Source organism: Desulfolithobacter dissulfuricans (assembly GCF_025998535.1).
Classification (GTDB): domain Bacteria; phylum Desulfobacterota; class Desulfobulbia; order Desulfobulbales; family Desulfobulbaceae; genus Desulfolithobacter; species Desulfolithobacter dissulfuricans.
Window position 1 is genome coordinate 1237776 of record NZ_AP024233.1, and the last position, 15715, is coordinate 1253490.

General features: G+C 54.8%; 16 protein-coding genes. 12 read left to right on the forward strand and 4 right to left on the reverse strand.

Annotated elements, in window-relative coordinates:
* Positions 1-171: 171 nt before the first annotated feature.
* From proV to GF1_RS05470, 6 genes are all read left to right on the forward strand, one after another.
* Positions 172-1386 (forward strand): glycine betaine/L-proline ABC transporter ATP-binding protein ProV, encoded by a 1215-nt coding sequence (proV, locus tag GF1_RS05445; RefSeq protein WP_267928619.1) that lies wholly within the window; start codon positions 172-174, stop codon positions 1384-1386.
* A gap of 21 nt (positions 1387-1407) precedes the next feature.
* On the forward strand, positions 1408-2238 hold the full coding sequence (locus GF1_RS05450; protein WP_353740425.1) for an ABC transporter permease: 831 nt from the start codon (positions 1408-1410) through the stop codon (positions 2236-2238).
* A gap of 75 nt (positions 2239-2313) precedes the next feature.
* Positions 2314-3345, forward strand: a complete 1032-nt coding sequence (gene proX / locus GF1_RS05455; protein ID WP_267928621.1) for a glycine betaine/L-proline ABC transporter substrate-binding protein ProX — start codon at positions 2314-2316, stop codon at positions 3343-3345.
* A 231-nt stretch (positions 3346-3576) separates the two neighbouring features.
* Positions 3577-4050 carry a MarR family winged helix-turn-helix transcriptional regulator gene (locus GF1_RS05460; protein ID WP_267928622.1) on the forward strand — a complete coding sequence of 158 codons (474 nt, stop codon included), beginning with the start codon at positions 3577-3579 and terminating at the stop codon, positions 4048-4050.
* A 280-nt stretch (positions 4051-4330) separates the two neighbouring features.
* On the forward strand, positions 4331-4708 hold the full coding sequence (locus GF1_RS05465) for an ArsR/SmtB family transcription factor (protein ID WP_267928623.1): 378 nt from the start codon (positions 4331-4333) through the stop codon (positions 4706-4708).
* A 6-nt stretch (positions 4709-4714) separates the two neighbouring features.
* Positions 4715-5965 (forward strand): SO_0444 family Cu/Zn efflux transporter, encoded by a 1251-nt coding sequence (locus GF1_RS05470; RefSeq protein ID WP_267928624.1) that lies wholly within the window; start codon positions 4715-4717, stop codon positions 5963-5965.
* Positions 5966-6006: 41 nt separating this feature from the next.
* Here GF1_RS05470 and GF1_RS05475 read toward each other — a convergent pair whose 3' ends face one another.
* Together GF1_RS05475 and GF1_RS05480 are read right to left on the reverse strand one after the other, a co-directional pair.
* On the reverse strand, positions 6007-7014 hold the full coding sequence (locus GF1_RS05475) for an Lcl C-terminal domain-containing protein (protein WP_267928625.1): 1008 nt from the start codon (positions 7012-7014) through the stop codon (positions 6007-6009).
* Positions 7015-7019: 5 nt separating this feature from the next.
* On the reverse strand, positions 7020-7832 hold the full coding sequence (locus tag GF1_RS05480) for a ZIP family metal transporter (protein WP_267928626.1): 813 nt from the start codon (positions 7830-7832) through the stop codon (positions 7020-7022).
* A 445-nt stretch (positions 7833-8277) separates the two neighbouring features.
* Between GF1_RS05480 and GF1_RS05485 the strand changes: the two genes are divergently transcribed.
* From GF1_RS05485 to GF1_RS05500, 4 genes are all read left to right on the forward strand, one after another.
* A complete protein-coding gene (locus GF1_RS05485; protein ID WP_267928627.1) occupies positions 8278-9246 on the forward strand; it encodes a tetratricopeptide repeat protein in 969 nt (322 codons plus the stop codon).
* 338 nt (positions 9247-9584) lie between these two features.
* A complete protein-coding gene (locus GF1_RS05490; protein ID WP_267928628.1) occupies positions 9585-10166 on the forward strand; it encodes an RNA polymerase sigma factor in 582 nt (193 codons plus the stop codon).
* Positions 10135-11256 (forward strand): tetratricopeptide repeat protein, encoded by a 1122-nt coding sequence (locus GF1_RS05495; protein WP_267928629.1) that lies wholly within the window; start codon positions 10135-10137, stop codon positions 11254-11256. Before GF1_RS05490 ends, GF1_RS05495 begins: the two co-directional genes overlap by 32 nt.
* The gene (locus GF1_RS05500; protein WP_267928630.1) at positions 11253-12194 is read left to right on the forward strand and encodes a hypothetical protein; all 942 of its coding nucleotides are present in this window, start codon (positions 11253-11255) and stop codon (positions 12192-12194) included. The genes GF1_RS05495 and GF1_RS05500 overlap by 4 nt, the downstream gene beginning before the upstream one ends.
* Positions 12195-12301: 107 nt before the next feature.
* Here the strand turns inward: GF1_RS05500 and GF1_RS05505 are convergent, their stop codons facing one another.
* A complete protein-coding gene (locus tag GF1_RS05505) occupies positions 12302-13315 on the reverse strand; it encodes a GlxA family transcriptional regulator (protein WP_267928631.1) in 1014 nt (337 codons plus the stop codon).
* Positions 13316-13438: 123 nt separating this feature from the next.
* On the opposite strand from GF1_RS05505, the gene GF1_RS05510 reads away from it, so the two are divergent.
* Positions 13439-13852 carry a hypothetical protein gene (locus GF1_RS05510; protein ID WP_267928632.1) on the forward strand — a complete coding sequence of 138 codons (414 nt, stop codon included), beginning with the start codon at positions 13439-13441 and terminating at the stop codon, positions 13850-13852.
* 439 nt (positions 13853-14291) lie between these two features.
* On the forward strand, positions 14292-14939 hold the full coding sequence (locus tag GF1_RS05515; protein ID WP_267928633.1) for a DUF4118 domain-containing protein: 648 nt from the start codon (positions 14292-14294) through the stop codon (positions 14937-14939).
* 32 nt (positions 14940-14971) lie between these two features.
* Here GF1_RS05515 and GF1_RS05520 read toward each other — a convergent pair whose 3' ends face one another.
* Entirely contained in the window at positions 14972-15658 is a 687-nt protein-coding gene (locus tag GF1_RS05520) for a DUF5714 domain-containing protein (RefSeq protein WP_267928634.1), read from the reverse strand.
* Positions 15659-15715 lie beyond the last annotated feature (57 nt).

A 15715-nucleotide genomic window follows, 5' to 3' on the forward strand; every position in this document is an offset into this window, starting at 1 on the left:
GTTGATTGTGTGTGGGCAAGGGAGTTGGGGCATGGAACTTGCAAGATTGTGTTCAATATAATATTATATAAAACTATATTGCAAAATAATATTTGCTGTCAGTGTATAAAAACAATGCCTGTGTTGTATCCATTTTGGATTAATATTTCAGGTAGATAGGGTGTATGGTGTATGGGGAAAATCATCGTTGAAAACCTTTATAAAATTTTTGGAGAACATCCGGGTAAGGGCCTGGAACTGCTCCAGCAGGGTCAGGACAAGCAAAGCATATTGGACAAAACCGGTTTGACCGTTGGTGTGCAGGATGCCAACTTTGTGGTGAACAGCGGTGAGATTTTTGTGGTTATGGGTCTTTCAGGATCCGGAAAATCAACCTTGGTGCGCATGTTGAACCGGCTCATTGAACCGACCACCGGTAAAGTCCTGGTAGATGGCAGAGACGTGGTCAAGATGAAGCATGAAGATCTGGTCAAGTTCAGGCTGGAAAAGATGAGTATGGTCTTTCAGTCGTTTGCCCTTATGCCGCATCTCACGGTGCTTGAAAATGTTGCCTTTGGTCTGAATCTCGCAAAATTTGACAAGGTGAGGCAGAGGGAACGAGCCATGGAAGCTCTCGATCAGGTTGGACTTGCCGGTTGGGAGGAATCCTTTCCTGACCAACTCAGCGGTGGCATGCAACAGCGTGTAGGGTTGGCTCGTGCTCTGGCAGTTGATCCGGATATTCTGCTTATGGATGAGGCCTTTTCCGCTCTCGATCCGCTTATCCGGACCGAAATGCAGGATGAATTGCTAAAGCTCCAGAGGCGCCAACAGCGAACCATTGTCTTTATCTCCCATGATCTGGATGAGGCGCTGCGCATTGGTGATAGAATTGCCATTATGGAAGGCGGGAGAATAGTCCAGGTCGGAACTCCGGAAGAGATTTTGCGGAATCCGGCCAATGACTATGTCCGGGCTTTTTTCCGTGGGGTTGACCCAACAGGTGTCATTTCGGTGGGAGAAATTGTCCGTGATACCCAGCTGACGATTATTAAATCCCGTGTTGGGAGCCTGCGGGCCGCCCATGAGTTGTTGAGCAGTCAGGATAGGGCACACGGGTATGTACTTGACTCCGATCGGAGGTTTCTTGGATTGGTGACTGCGGAAAAGCTGAAGGAACTTTTGGAATCCGGGGCAGCAGACAGCCCTGTTGACCAAGGTTTTATCACCGGGATAGCAACCGCGCGGCTTGATGATTCAATGCAGGACATTTTACCCGAAGTGGCCTCTTGTACCTGGCCGATACCCGTAGTCGATGAGCAGGGGATTTACAGGGGGGTGGTCTCAAAAAACAGATTCCTTCGGACTCTTCATCGTGCCGAGCAGGCTGAAGGGGCGCATTGTTAAGATAACTTAACGGATAGTTTCATGTTTGAAGAGCAAGTTATCCCTCTTGACAGATGGGTTTCGCAGTCGGTGGACTGGTTGGTGGAAAATTGCAGAGATTTTTTTCAGGCCATCAAATGGCCGGTAGAACAATCCCTTAATGGTTTTGATGCAGGTCTTAACGCCCTCCATCCTGTGATCGTGATTGCGGTTTGCACTTTTGTGGCCTATCGATTCGCCGGCAGGAAGCTGGCCTGCTTTACGGCTGTCACCATGGTGATAATCGGATTACTGGGTCTTTGGTCAGATACCATGACCACTCTGGCCATGGTTCTGGTTTCTGTCGTTTTCTGTGCTCTGGTTGGTATTCCCCTTGGTATATGTGCCGGACAGAGTGACCGGTTCGATGCCGCTCTGCGCCCCCTGCTTGATGCCATGCAGACTACCCCGGCCTTCGTTTATCTGGTTCCCATTGTCATGCTGTTCTCTGTCGGGAATGTGGCTGGAGTACTGGCTACCATTGTTTTTGCGTTACCGCCCATTATTCGTTTGACCAGTCTCGGAATTCGGCAGGTTCATCCCGAACTGGTTGAAGCAGCCCAGGCCTTTGGCGCCACGCGCTGGCAGGTTCTCAGCAAGGTCCAGATCCCGTTGGCCATGCCTACCATCATGGCAGGTTTGAATCAGACAATTATGATGGCTTTATCCATGGTGGTTATTGCCGCTCTCATTGGAGCAGGTGGGCTCGGGTCTCCGGTTATCCTGGGGCTTAACACGCTTGACATTGGTCTGGCCGTGACCGGTGGACTTGGTATTGTCCTGATAGCCATTATCCTGGATCGGATTACGCAGGCAATGGTCCGGAAGAAGTGACATTTTCCAAACTATTTTAAATGAAACTGAAGCATCACTATTTTCTAAATAAAAAAATACATCAAGGAGGTTAAGATGCAACGATTCAAACAGGCAGTTGCGGCAGCAGCCCTGGGCCTGGTGCTGTTCGCAGGGCCGGCCATGGCATCGGATAAGCCAGGTGAAGGCAAGACAGTGCAGCCTGCCCGTGCTACATGGAACACGGGTTTTTTTCAGGAGGCCCTTGTTCGCCGCGGTCTGCAAGAGTTGGGCTATAAGGTAAAGAAGCCAAAAGATCTGCAGAATGCCATATTTTACAAATCTGTGGCACTTGGAGATGTCGACTACTGGACCAATGGTTGGTTTCCTAACCATGAAAGTCAGTTGCCTAAAAATTTTTATGACAAGGCAGATAAGTATGGCTATGTCGTCAAGGCTGGAGGTTTGCAGGGGTATCTGGTTTCCAAAAAGGATGTAGAAAAATATAATATCCAGTCGCTGGATGATTTTAAACGAGACGAGGTGAGAAAAGCCTTTGATAAAAACGGCGACGGCAAGGCAGACCTGACCGCCTGCCCCCCTGGTTGGGGCTGTGAAAATGTTATTGCCCATCACATGAAAGTATATGACCTGGAGGAGTATATCAATCCCGTCAAGGCTGCGTACGAGGCCGGCATGGCGGCAACACTTGCCGCTTACAAAAGCGGCGAACCTGTTTTTTTCTATACCTGGGCACCGAACTGGACCATTTTCAAACTCAAGCCAGGCAAGGACGTGATGTGGATCAATGTCCCAAGGATTATCCCCAAGGAATCACAAAAAGTGGCTGAAGACAGAATGACTGTCTCAGGCATTGAGGGAGCTGTCAGTGATCCGATAAAACTCGGATTTGTTGTGTCGGATATTCGGATTGTGGCAAACAAGCAGTTTATAAAGGATAATCCTGCAGCTCGCAGATTTTTTGAAGTTTTTACCCTGCCTCTTCGCGATATTAATGAACAAAATACCAGAATGTACGAAGGTGAAAAATCACAAAAAGACATCGAGCGTCATGTGGATGAATGGATAGCCAAAAACAGTGATAAATGGAATTCCTGGCTCGCGGCAGCTCGTGCTGCGGCTAAATAACATTTAGCCATCCTCCCCGGAGAGCCTGGCTCTTTTTCCATGAGAGCCGGGTTCTCTTTTTTTTTGCTTTCTTTGTCAATATCTGATGCCTGTGCCTGCAGCTTTTCAGAGAAAGGTAGTGATTGACAGAAGTTGATTCTGTACTCTATAAAGCCTTTTAAAATTTTTTCGCCACCAACTTCCAGTCAGGCTCTCGGTCTAAAAAAATATGAAAATGCGGGGAGATAGCGCATGAATGTCCGCCATCAACGTATGCAAAATATAACCAAGCAGTTACGGGTTGTATTCCGGGCTGTCCAGGCCCACTCAAAGACTGTGGAGCGTCAGTGCGGATTGAGCAGTGCTAAATTGTGGATGATGTGGGAACTCTTTGCCTCCCCCGGGTTGAAAGTTTCGGAACTCGCCAAGGCGTTGACCATCCATCCTTCAACCTGCAGTAATATGCTTGATCAGTTGGAAGATAAAGGCTTTGTCCGTCGGGACAGGAGCAAAATCGATCAACGTGCGGTGCACCTGTATCTCACCGAAGAGGGAGCCAAGGTACTTGCCAAAGCACCCCGACCGGCCCAGGGAACCCTTTCTGATGCGCTTGAGCATCTCAGTGATGATAATTTAATTCATCTTGAAGAGGGTTTAAATAAGCTCATCGATGCGATGAAAGTTAAAGATGAGAAAGCCGGTTTGGTTCCCATTCCCGGAGAATGACATCAAGTTGCATGTATATAACATCCTGAATTGAGCGTTTCACCCATCTGCAACACTTCAGGCAGGAAAATGTTCTTGATCCAACTCATGCGCTGTACCGGTTGTCGGAACTGCTCCCCTGTTAGATGTTCGAGAGGTGCTCCGGCAGGTTCGCAACCTTTCCTGTTTTCGGTTGGTTACGGCTGAACAAAGTGTATTTGCGCAAAAAAGCACCTTGTCACCGGGCAGGAGTTGTATTAATATATGATCAATTGTTCATATATTAATACAAGGTGGGGTGATGAACACGAAACATGCCAAACAGAGGAGTGGCGGCGACCGGTGTGCGTGCCGCTGCATCCACCAGGACCGGATCGACGCGGCCAGGGAAAAGAGCCTGGGAGAGAATATGCTCCACCAGATGGTGCAGCTTTTCAAGGCCATGGGGGATCCGAGCCGGCTGAAGATCCTCTGGGCCCTGCAATACGGGGAAATGTGTGTCTGTGATCTGGCCGCGCTGCTGGGAATCAGCGAATCTGCGGTCAGTCATCAGCTCCGTCAGCTCCGTCATCTGCATTTGGTGGCCAATCGGCGTGAGGGACCCATTCTGTACTACCGCCTTGACGACAACCATGTGAATCAGCTCATGGCTGTGGCCCTCGCCCATGTACAGGAGTAGTCAGTCATGCAGATCCTGCCTGTCTTTATCACCGATCTGTTCCAAGCCTCCTGGGGGATGCTCCAGGATGCCTCGATCTATATCCTCTTCGGCCTGCTGGTAGGTGGGCTTCTACGAGTTTTTCTTTCTCCGGCCTACGTGGCCGCACACCTGGGCAGTGGCCGGTTTGTCTCTGTTTTCAAGGCGGCTCTGCTGGGCATTCCCATTCCTCTTTGTTCCTGCGGTGTTCTTCCGGCCGCCGCCTCGCTTAAAAAGCAGGGGGCCAATAACGGGGCGGTAACCGCCTTTCTTATCTCCACTCCGGAGTCCGGAGTGGATTCCATCTCCATTACCTGGGCCCTGCTTGATCCTGTCATGACCGTTGCCAGGCCGGTGGCAGCCTTTTTTTCTGCTTTTTTGGCCGGCATTGTAGAGAATTTTTTCAATCCTCCCAAAGCGAAGGCAGCCATGCAACCCGATCTCAGCTGCACCATTGACAACTGTTGCGACGGGATTGACTGTCCTCCTGAAGAGCACCGGAATCACCACAGCTTTCTCGAAAAACTCACCGCTGGTACCCGTTTTGCAGTTACGGATCTCTGGGGTGACCTGGCAGGATGGTTTTTTGTCGGAATCATCCTGGCCGCCATCGTTACCGTTCTGGTGCCGGATGATACCATCAGTCATTATATGGGCGGAGGCATCGGTTCCATGCTCCTGATGCTCGGCTTTGGTATTCCTCTCTACATCTGCGCCACCGCCTCCACTCCCATTGCAGCGGCTCTTATTCTCAAGGGGGTCAGTCCGGGGGCAGCTCTGGTGTTTCTTCTGGTGGGACCGGCCACCAACATAACCTCCCTTTCGGTCCTGTTCGGTATTCTCGGCAAACGGGCCACGGCGTTCTATCTGCTCTCCATTGCAGTGGTCAGTGTGCTTTGCGGTCTTGGTGTTGACGCGATCTATTTCGCCCTGGGAATATCCGCCACCGCGGTGGTCGGGCAGGCCGGGACCCTGCTGCCCGCATGGCTGGAGACAGGCGCGGCGCTTTTTCTGCTACTCATCTCCATTCGTCCCCTTGGCAGGAGGCTTGTTGCCCTTTTTTCCAGGGAGAAAGACGCGTGTGGCTGCAGTGATACGAGTTGTGGTGTGTCCCATACCCACTCTCACTCCCATGTCCATTGCCACGACCATGACAGTGGGTGTGAGTGCGGCGATGATTATCCTGGAAAGCTGGTGCAGCTCCGGACGGACCACTTCAAGCCCGACCAACCGCATTGAGGGAGATTTTTTATCTCTGCCATATGGCAAAATGGCTCACTCTAGGTATCAGCCACAGGCCAGACGTGAAACAGGGGCCTGCTCTTGTGGCTGACACCACAGGCGCCTTTGTGCAGGTACAGGACCCAGGCCCAGTCTGTCTCAAAGAAACTTGTGGTTGCTGTCCAGTATCCTTCCTGCAACTCGGTAAAGGGATGATCAGGCGGCAGTGCCGGGGAGTGGTTGCCCGCATCAACCAGGGACTCCAGTTCATTAATGCTTGGCAGGTGCCAGGTATGCCGTCCTGCAAATCCGGATCTGTTCAGGTCGTTGACTGTTCGCAGGGCCTCCTGCCAGGTAACAGGTGCTTTGCAGAGATTGGCCTGCCGCGTCCAGGTAAGCCCTGTCAATCTGTCGAGCACCGCGTCTTTCACCGTACTGAACCTGGGTACCGGCCATGCATTACCTGCCTGGTATTCCCCGTCCTGTCCCGAATTATGGCAAGAGGTGATTGATCCCTCACTATCGTAGCAGTGTTGCTGTCCGGTGGCCGGGAGAAGATTGTTTCCAGGGCCGTGGACCGGCCAGAAGAAGGCGTACTGAGACTTGCTGCCATAAAACATTCTCGCGCCTTCGAGATGCACCCACCAGGCATAGGCCGGGTTGATGACCGCTGTTGTTGATGTCCAGTACCAGGACAGGTAGACATTGGTGAACGGATGTTTGTCGGGCAGGGCAGGCTTTTTTGCCTGGTATGACATCAGGCTGCGTAGCTCCCGGCGGTTGGGCAGCCGCCAGTCACTGTATCCTGCAAAGCCTTCCCGGTTCAGCTCTGTGATCCGATCAATGGCTTCCTGCCAGGTGAGGGGGAAAACGCCGGGATTTGCGTCACGGCTCCAGACAAGTCCGGTAAGATTGTCCAGGACCGTCTCTCCCATGAGATGGAAACGGGGATCCGGCCATTTTTCGCCAGGGCGCAGTTCGCCATCCTGACCCGTCCCGTTACACCCAGTCTCCCTGCCTTCACTGTCATAGCAGCGAGTCTGTCCTGTTCCGGCAACATGACGCATATCCACTACCCCAGTGCCACATCCAGGGTCATCATGATGGCAAAGCCGATCATCACACCCATGGTTGCCACATCGGAATGTTTTTCCGCCTGGGATTCCGGGATCAACTCCTCGGCAACCACATAGATCATGGCTCCGGCGGCAAAGGCCAGGGCATAAGGCAGCAGCGGCCGCATGAGCAGGACGGCCGCTGCTCCCACAAGACCGGCCATCGGCTCGACCGCTCCGGAAAGCTGGCCATACCAGAAACTTTTCAGTCTCGACATCCCTTCCCGTCGCAGGGGAACAGCCACCGCGGCTCCCTCTGGAAAGTTCTGGATGCCGATCCCCAGGGCCAGGGCCAGGGCCCCGCCCAGGGATGCCGATGGGTGTCCCGCGCCTACGGCGCCGAAAGCGACCCCCACCGCCAGTCCTTCGGGAATGTTATGCAGGGTGATGGCCAGTACCAGCAGGATGGAACGATGCCAGCCGGTTTTTACACCTTCGGCTTCACTGATGGGAAAACCGGGGTGAAGATGGGGCAGTACCTTGTCCACGGCCCAGAGAAAAAAACCGCCGGAGAGAAAGCCGACCAGCGGTGGCAGCCAGCTGATACCCCCGGCTTCTTCGACCATGGCGATGGACGGGGCCAGCAGAGACCAGAACGAAGCAGCTATCATTACGCCGGCGGCACAGCCGAGCATGCCATCCATGACCCGGCGGCTGATCCGCCTGAAAAAAAAGACCAGGGCCGCGCCGAGGGCGGTGACAAACCAGGTGAAACAGGTGGCCAGCAGAGCTTGCTGGACTGCGGAAAGATGGAGAAACCAGGAAGTCATGGGGCAAGAATACCTGTCCAGGTTCAGGACACCTGTCAGTCGGTTGCGAGTGGGGTGGTGCCCGGGAAATGTACGTCTGTCAGTTGTGATTATAGGGGGCTCCTGTTACGCTTGTAAAGTAAATCCCGTGAAACCGGGCAATTGATCTGGTTGCCCGGCATCATATCTCCTGTTGGCACATTCCATGAGTAATAAGGACAGTTGTCCGGGAAAGGCCCGGCGCAATCCCTCGGTGGATACGGCCGCTCTTCCCCTGGCCGGTACCCGGGGATGTTCTGATTTCCTGGTTGAAAATTGCGTAATGAGACACGTTGTGGTATTTTGCGCAATTTTTTCGCTGCAGTGTGCCAGTTTTGTTTTCGAGCGTATAATATACGAGAAGCTGCGTAGAGGATGGGACATTCATTCTGATTGAAATAACAGATTATTTTTCCGGGAGGTTTTTGTGAAGATCCAAAATATGTTGCTTGCAGGCCTGATGCTGGTGGTGCTGTCAGGTTGTGTCGGGGTGGATGTCGGCAGTAATCTCAAGGGGTATCGGTACCTCTCTTCAGGGGATTACGATGGCGGAGCCGAACGTTTCCGGCAGATTGTCCAGGAAAAACCCGATTCGGCCCAGGCCAATTATTTTCTTGGACGATTCCTGCTGGCGCAGAAAAAGGCCGCCGAAGCCCTGCCTTATTTCGAAAAAGCTGTCCAGCTGCTTCCGGATAGGGTGGAATACCGGTTCTGGCTCGGGGTCACCCTCGGCGAGCTTGGCCGAAGCGACCAGGAAAGGGCCCAGTATGAACAGACCCTGGCCCTTGATGAAAACTATGTGCCAGCTTATATATATCTCGGGCACAACCTCCTGAAAAGCAGGAAGTACGAGGAGGCCCTTGTCAGCTACACCAGGGCTCTGGAACTGGCTCCGACCAGCCAGACCGCTCTCTATAACCGGGCGCTTATCATGCATATCCTGGACAGGACGCCCGAAGAAAAGATTGCCTGGCTGATCTATCTCAAGCGGTATCCTTCCGGCGCCCTGGCCCTGCGGGCCACCGACCACCTGAATCGACTCGGTGATTTTTCCTATCGCAATTACCAGCTCGGCGCCCGGCGGATCACCCTGCGAAAGATTTATTTTCGACCCTTTACCGCCGAGTTACGCCGTAATTCCTTTTCCTCTCTGGACCTGGTGGGCGAGATCGTCCGCAACCTGGAAAAACCCACCCTGCAGATCGTTGTCTACCAGAAAAACAACATAGAGCTGGCCCGGGCCCGGGCGATAAGCATCAAGAAATATCTGCTGGAAAAGTTTCCCGAGCTTCTCGGACGGGTAAGGATCAGCTGGTTTGATGTGGAGGAGACCTTTACCGTCAAAGGGGAAAAGGTCCGTACAGGTGAGTCTGTACGGTTTTTTCTGACCCGGTAGAGGCCTGACAGTGTAACGATGAGTTGAAAGAGTTGTCCGGGCGAAGCGCGGTTTCTGCCGCTCTTCGCCTTTTTTTATAAAAAAATCTTCAGCATTGAAACCGGTGTCGGGCCTCGCTTGTTTCACGGGACGCCATAAACCCGTCCCTGGGGGCTTGACTGTGGCCATCCAGGCCACAGACACCCGTGCAACAAGCAAGCCCCGACACCTTCATCCATCGAGGGCTGAATTTCAGTGGTAATCAGATAAAAAAAAAGCTGGTGTATTGTGACCAGGAACAGGACCAGCCGTATAACAGGGTAAAGAGCAGGACAACAGGGCCTTCCAGTTCGGAGAAGATGGAAATATCAGATGACGTGATAGTTCAGGAGGTCCTGGACGGAAACAGGGAACGGTACCGGCTCCTGGTGACACGGTACCAGCGGCAGATATACAATCTGATGTACCGCTACTGCCGTAACGACGAGGATGCCGCAGATTTGACCCAGGAGGCCTTTGTCAGGGCCTTCACCAGGCTCCATCAGTACCGTACCGGGCAGCGTTTTTTTTCCTGGCTCTACAGCCTGGCTGTCAACCTGGCCCGGGACTGGTACAGGAAAAGCCGGAAACGGCAGACCCTGCGGAGCGAACTGCTGACAAACAGCGATCCTCTAGATACCGGTTCTGCCCAACAGGAAAAAATGGAGCAGGATCAGGAGATAGAGCAGCTGGTACAGGCTCTGGACCTTCTGCCGGACAAGACCCGGGAAATCGTAATTCTGCGCTATCTCCACGAGTTGCCCATAAAGGAAGTGGCGAAGATCTTTGGTCTTGGCGAGAGCGCGGTGAAAATGAGGCTTTCCCGGGCCATGCAGCAGTTGAGAAATATCATGCAGGAAGATGGACGATATGGAACACGAGAGACGAGACAGGGAGAATAGACGGATCGAAGAGCTGCTGCGCCGCCTGCCGCAGCGCGAGGTACCAGACGATCTGACCCGAAATATCATGGCCCGGATCAGGGAAGAGAACCCCGGTCTCCTGGAACGACTGCGTCGGTTCTTCACCGGCTCCTTTGCCATCACCGTCCAGCCGGCCCGGGTTGCCCTGGCCGGGGCTGGCCTGGCCGCAGCTTTTTATCTTGGCATCCTGACAGGAACCGGACCTGGCGATTCGGGGCTCAAACTGCCCGAAGTCACTACTCTGAGCAGTGAGGCAAGCTACTATATCGGCCGGGGCCTGATCACCGCCGGCCATCCCGAAGAAGCCCTTGCCTACCTGAGCCGGGCCGCACTGCTCAATCCTGACCAGCCGGAGTATGGATTATGGCAGGCCGTGGCCTGGCAGGCCGCAGGCAAGCCCGAGCGTGAGCGTGAACAGTATCACCGACTGGTTAACAGGCACCCGGATTTTCTCCCGGCCCTGGTCAATCTGGGGCATAACCAGCTGGAAACAGGCGATCTGGATGGAGCCCTGGAGAGTTATCAGCAGGTTCTGGCCATGGTCCCGGATGAACGGGATGCCCTGTATAATATCGGTCTGGTGTACCGCCTCAAAGGTGACCTGGAGAAGGAGCGGCAGGCATGGAAACAGTATCTGGCCCGCCACCGGAGCGGAAAAAACAGCTACCGGGCTGTGCAGCATCTCAATGAACTGGGCGATTTCAGTTATCGGACCGCCCAGCTGGGTTACCGGCGGGTTATTATCAATCAGGATGCGCTGCTGGGCAGTGATCCTGCGGTCAGGGAACGGGAAGTCTCCTGGCTGGCCGGGCAGTTTTCCAAGGTGCCGGCAACGACCTTGAACCTGGTGGTCTTTGATGCCCGGGGCAGGGAGCCGGCCATGCAACAGGCAAGAATACTGAAAGAACAGCTGGCCAGATATCTGCAGGACAACAAACAGGTCCGCATCAGCTGGTTTGGTCAGCCGGAGTCTGTACGTACGGGCAAGATGGAAGCAGTGCTGAAACAGGGTGTCCTTGTGTTCAGCCAACCTGAAAAGAAAAGCAAGTCAAAGGAGCGTCGGATATGAAAGCTAAAAAATATTTGAGAGTGTACGCCATCGCCCTGCTCATGGGTGGAATGATATGTGCCCGGCCCCTGCAGGCAGCCACGGTTTCCGCCGATACCGAGGTCGAGGCGGCGGACGGTACCGTGTCAGTGGATGTGGCTGTGGATGCTACCGAGGTGGAGGAACCGGCCTTTACCTCTCCGGAGGAGGTCGAAGCGGCCATCCAGGAAGCTGAAGAAGAAGCCAGCCAGGCCCCGGACGAGGTTGAGGAGGCTCTCCAGGATGTTGAGGAGGCAAGCACTGCCCTGGAGGAGGCTCAGGCCACCGAGGATCCGGATGCTATTGAAGAGGCCAGCGAGCAGCTCAGCAGGGCCGAAGAAGCCTTTGCCGAAGCCATTTCGGAGCTGGCCGGAGTGGATCCGGATGCGGTGGAGGCCATGCGCGAGGATGGCATGGGCTGGGGAAAGATTGCCAATGAACTCGGCGTCCAGCCGGGACTCCTTGGCCTGGGTAACACCCTTGGCCGGCAGAATCATGGCGAGATAACCCATCAGGACGACAGGGAGAGGTACGGTGTTGATCCTGAGGAGTTGGCCGAAGCTACGGCCCGCGATCTTGATGGAGCCGACTCGCTGGATGGTAGAAAGGAGGGTGCCGGTGGCGGTAGGTCCATGCGTGGAGAGGCTGGCGGCAGGCATGGAGGTGTTGGCCTGGACAGCGAGATGGAAGGTTCGGATGAGGGCCATGGCTTCGGTGATGGTGATATGGATGGAGATGGCCGCGGTGGCCTGGGTGAAAGTGATGATGGAGACGGTATCGGTGAGGGTCATGGTAGTTCAGGTAATGACGGCGGCGGTCACGGTGGCGGTGGGAGCGATGGTGATGACGGCGGCGGTCATGGTGGCGGCGAGAGCGATGATGGTGAGGGCCACGGCGGCGGTGGCGGTGGCAGGCGTTAATCGCTGAGACCGGCAAACTGCCATCGATAGACTGGCAGGCCGATAACAGGCCACCTGATATGCATGTCGGGTGGCCTGTTTTTTTTACATAATGAGTAAGGGATTGTCTACAGGGTCGAAGCAGGCCATTTTTCCCGCGAAAAACGGGACCGGTACTCTCCGGGAAGAAGGGAGGTATACTTGACAAAAAGTTTGCGGAAAAAACCTGCGTCCCTGTAGCCCACCTGGTAACTGATCTCATCAAAGCTCATGTTGGTGGACTCCAGCATCTGCTTGGCCCTTTCCACCCGGACCCGCTGGAGATAGACCAGCGGAGTCTCACCGGTTGCGTGCTTGAAATGCCGTTCCATGGTCCGTCTGCCCATGCCGTGTTTCCTGGCCAGCTGATCAAGATCGAAATCCCGGCTGAAATGTTCTTCCATCTCCTGCTGAATCTGTCGGATGGTCGTGTCGCCGTGGTCATGACGGCCGAGAAAGATTGTGTAGGGAGACTGGGAGTGGCGGCCCAGGTCATGGAGAAAGATCTTGGCGCACTGGATGGCCACTTCCCGGCCGCAGAGTTTCTCGACCAGGTAGATGGACAGGTCGAGAAAGGAGTTGAAGGCTCCGGAGCAGAAAAAATTGCCATCTTCGGTGATCAGTTCATCGGGCTCCAGGTCGACCCTGGGAAATCTGGCCCGGAATTCCGGAACCATGGCCCAGTGGGTGGTGGCTCGCCGGCCATCGAGCAGGCCGGTGGCGGCCAGCAAAATGGAGCCGGAGCAGATGGCTGCCAGTATGCATCCTCGATCGTACTGCTGTCGCAGCCAGGCAAGGGCGTCGGTGCCCCTTTCCAGGGTCTGGTCGATCTCCATGATTCCCGGAATGATGACGATATCAGGGCGGGCATCCTCCATGGTCCCGTGGGGGACCAGGACGATACCGTTGTGGCAGTAAACGGTTCGTCCCCCGGGTGAAACGATCCGGACCTCAAACCTGGGAGTCGGTTCCCGCCCCTGGATCATCTCCCACAGTACCCCGGTGAAGGAAAAGACATCGGCCGGGCCGGTGACCGTGGTCGCCACCACGTTGTCCAGCGCCAGGATGGCGACCCGGTATGGTTTCTCTGGTTGAGCTGGCATGACGTTATCACCCTCTTTATTGTCGTTACAGACACTGTTCACCGGAATCTTTGCATCCTATAATACCATGGAACTTGATGGAACAGGTAGCGATGATTACCGGGACGCAAACTGGAGGTGCGTATGAAACAGGGATTTGTATTACTGGTGGCAACCACGCTGGTATTCACCTGGGCGGTGGCTGTCTCCCAGGCGAGGCCGCGCAAGCGTTATGATGAGCGGACAAAGATGTGCCGGTTGATCGCTGACGGCAAACTGGACTGGAACAGCGAGCCCTGGGGCATCGGCGGCCAGAAATTCCGTGAGGTGTGCAAGAGCTGCCATACCAGGAATAACGATAAGGGCGCCCCGTTTCTTCATTCGGAATCCCATACCTCCGAGGGGTGGAACCGGATTTTTTCCCGTCGCCGGGCGGCCTGTGCCCGGGACGGTTCCTGGAATGCCCTGACCGAGGAAGAGATACTTATGGTAAATGATTATCTCTACCGTAACGGCGACTGGACCTACGATCCCAATGATGCCGACTCCTGCGGCTGATGACCTTTTTTCTCCCGGTCGGGAGAAATCTTTTTTATTGCTTCTCTCCCTCTTTTCCCGGGCCAGTCCGTTTCGGTCCGGGAAAAGAGTTTTTTAATCTTTCCGCTCCTCCCTTCGGGGCTACTTTCCGTCCACCTGCACGATCGTTCTCGCCGTGATGATCACCCATGTCCGTTACATGGTTCCGGTTTCTTTCCATGTCCTGATGCTGGACAGGGAATCTATCCGGACACCTCTCCCGCTGTCCACTTTCTGGGCACCGGAAGATGGGTACGGATTTTCATCCCCGGCAGAGGCTGTGAACAGGTACTGGATCCGTGTATTTCGAACCGTTTTTCAAAGAGGTGGCACAGATGATGCAATCTTCCAGGGCAGGGCGCCGCTGTTGTAACCGGTTGTGGCGTGGTCTCAGGATCTCAAGGCGGAGCAGGTATACGAAATGAAAACATACACCACGGAAAAACGATACAAGATCCTGATCATCGGGGCCATGGTGATCAGCATCACTCTTCTCCATCTCTCCTTTTCTCACGACAGCGCACGCAGTCATGTTGTCGCCAGGGAACTCTATTTTCTGCCTGTGATTCTGAGTGGTTTCTGGTTCGGGCTCCGGGGAGGCCTGCTGACATCCCTGGCGGTGACAGCTTTCTATCTGCCCTATTCTCTGTTCCACTGGCAGGGGCTGACCGCCGATGACCTGGATCGGATCCTGGAGATCATTCTTTTCACCGTGGTCGGGGTCACTGTCGGTATCCTGCAGGACAGACAGAGAGCCCGTGCCCGGGAGAAAATAGAGGCGCTCCGGGCCATGGCCGGTTCCGTGGCCCATGAAATGAACAGCCCGCTTTTTGTGGCCATGGGCACCCTGGAACTGCTCAAGGACGATTTTGATCGGGAGTCGGAGCCGTACCTTGAGCTACAGCACACGCTGAAGAATCTGAAAGAACTGAAAACCCTGATCCGGAAGATAAGCCGGATCGACCGGTACACACCCATGGACTATGACGGGAGCTCGGTAATTCTGGACCTCTCGGGTTCCGGACCGGCTGAACCTGCGGCCCTGCAGGGGACCAGGGGAACCGGTTGAGGGAGATTCTTCCCGGTTCTTCTCTTCGGGAGTCAGTTGGCCTTGAAATAGGGGCACCTGCTTTCACGGCAGCCATGGGGATGGAGAGCGGCATGGGTACACAGAGTCCCTGAGCTGACGGGCAGTCCACTGCCGTACCTGGCGTTGAAAAAGGCAACCGCCACCTCGAGGGCAGCCCGCACATAGGCCTTGCAGCAGCTTGGTCCGGTTAGGTTGGTGATGGCCCTGACCACGCCGCTGACAAGTTCCATGGTGGCCCGCTGTTCTTCGCCATAGCCGCAGCGCGAACCGTTATATACCGCCGCACAGGCCCCTATGGCCGGTGCAATGCCACAGATGCCTGTGAGGCCGCAGTAGCCCCCGTGGGCCTGTTTCGCGGTACGCTGGAAGACCTCCCTGATATCCTCCTTTTCAAGCCCCATGCTTTCCCGGTTGACCAGGGCTGCCATCAGGGCTCCTCCGGCGATAAAGGCGTGTTGGCAACCGAGCATGGGCAGGTTGGGCAGGGTCATGGCCTGCCAGGCTATCTGCTGGGGATCGGTGGAGGTGGTGGTGTTGATGATCTCCTCGATCACCTCCATGGTATCGCGATTGTGACACCGCTCACAGACAAAATGGCCGTCCGGACAACTGATATAGCCCTGGTCCTGCCGGCCGCAGTAATGACAGCTGACGGCCACGGGTTTATCCAGGTAGCGCAGGGTGTTACCGCATATCATGCAGTTTTTTTCCTGCCGGCCGAGACCGGGTTGGACAGGGGCGCTCTTTTTCCGGTG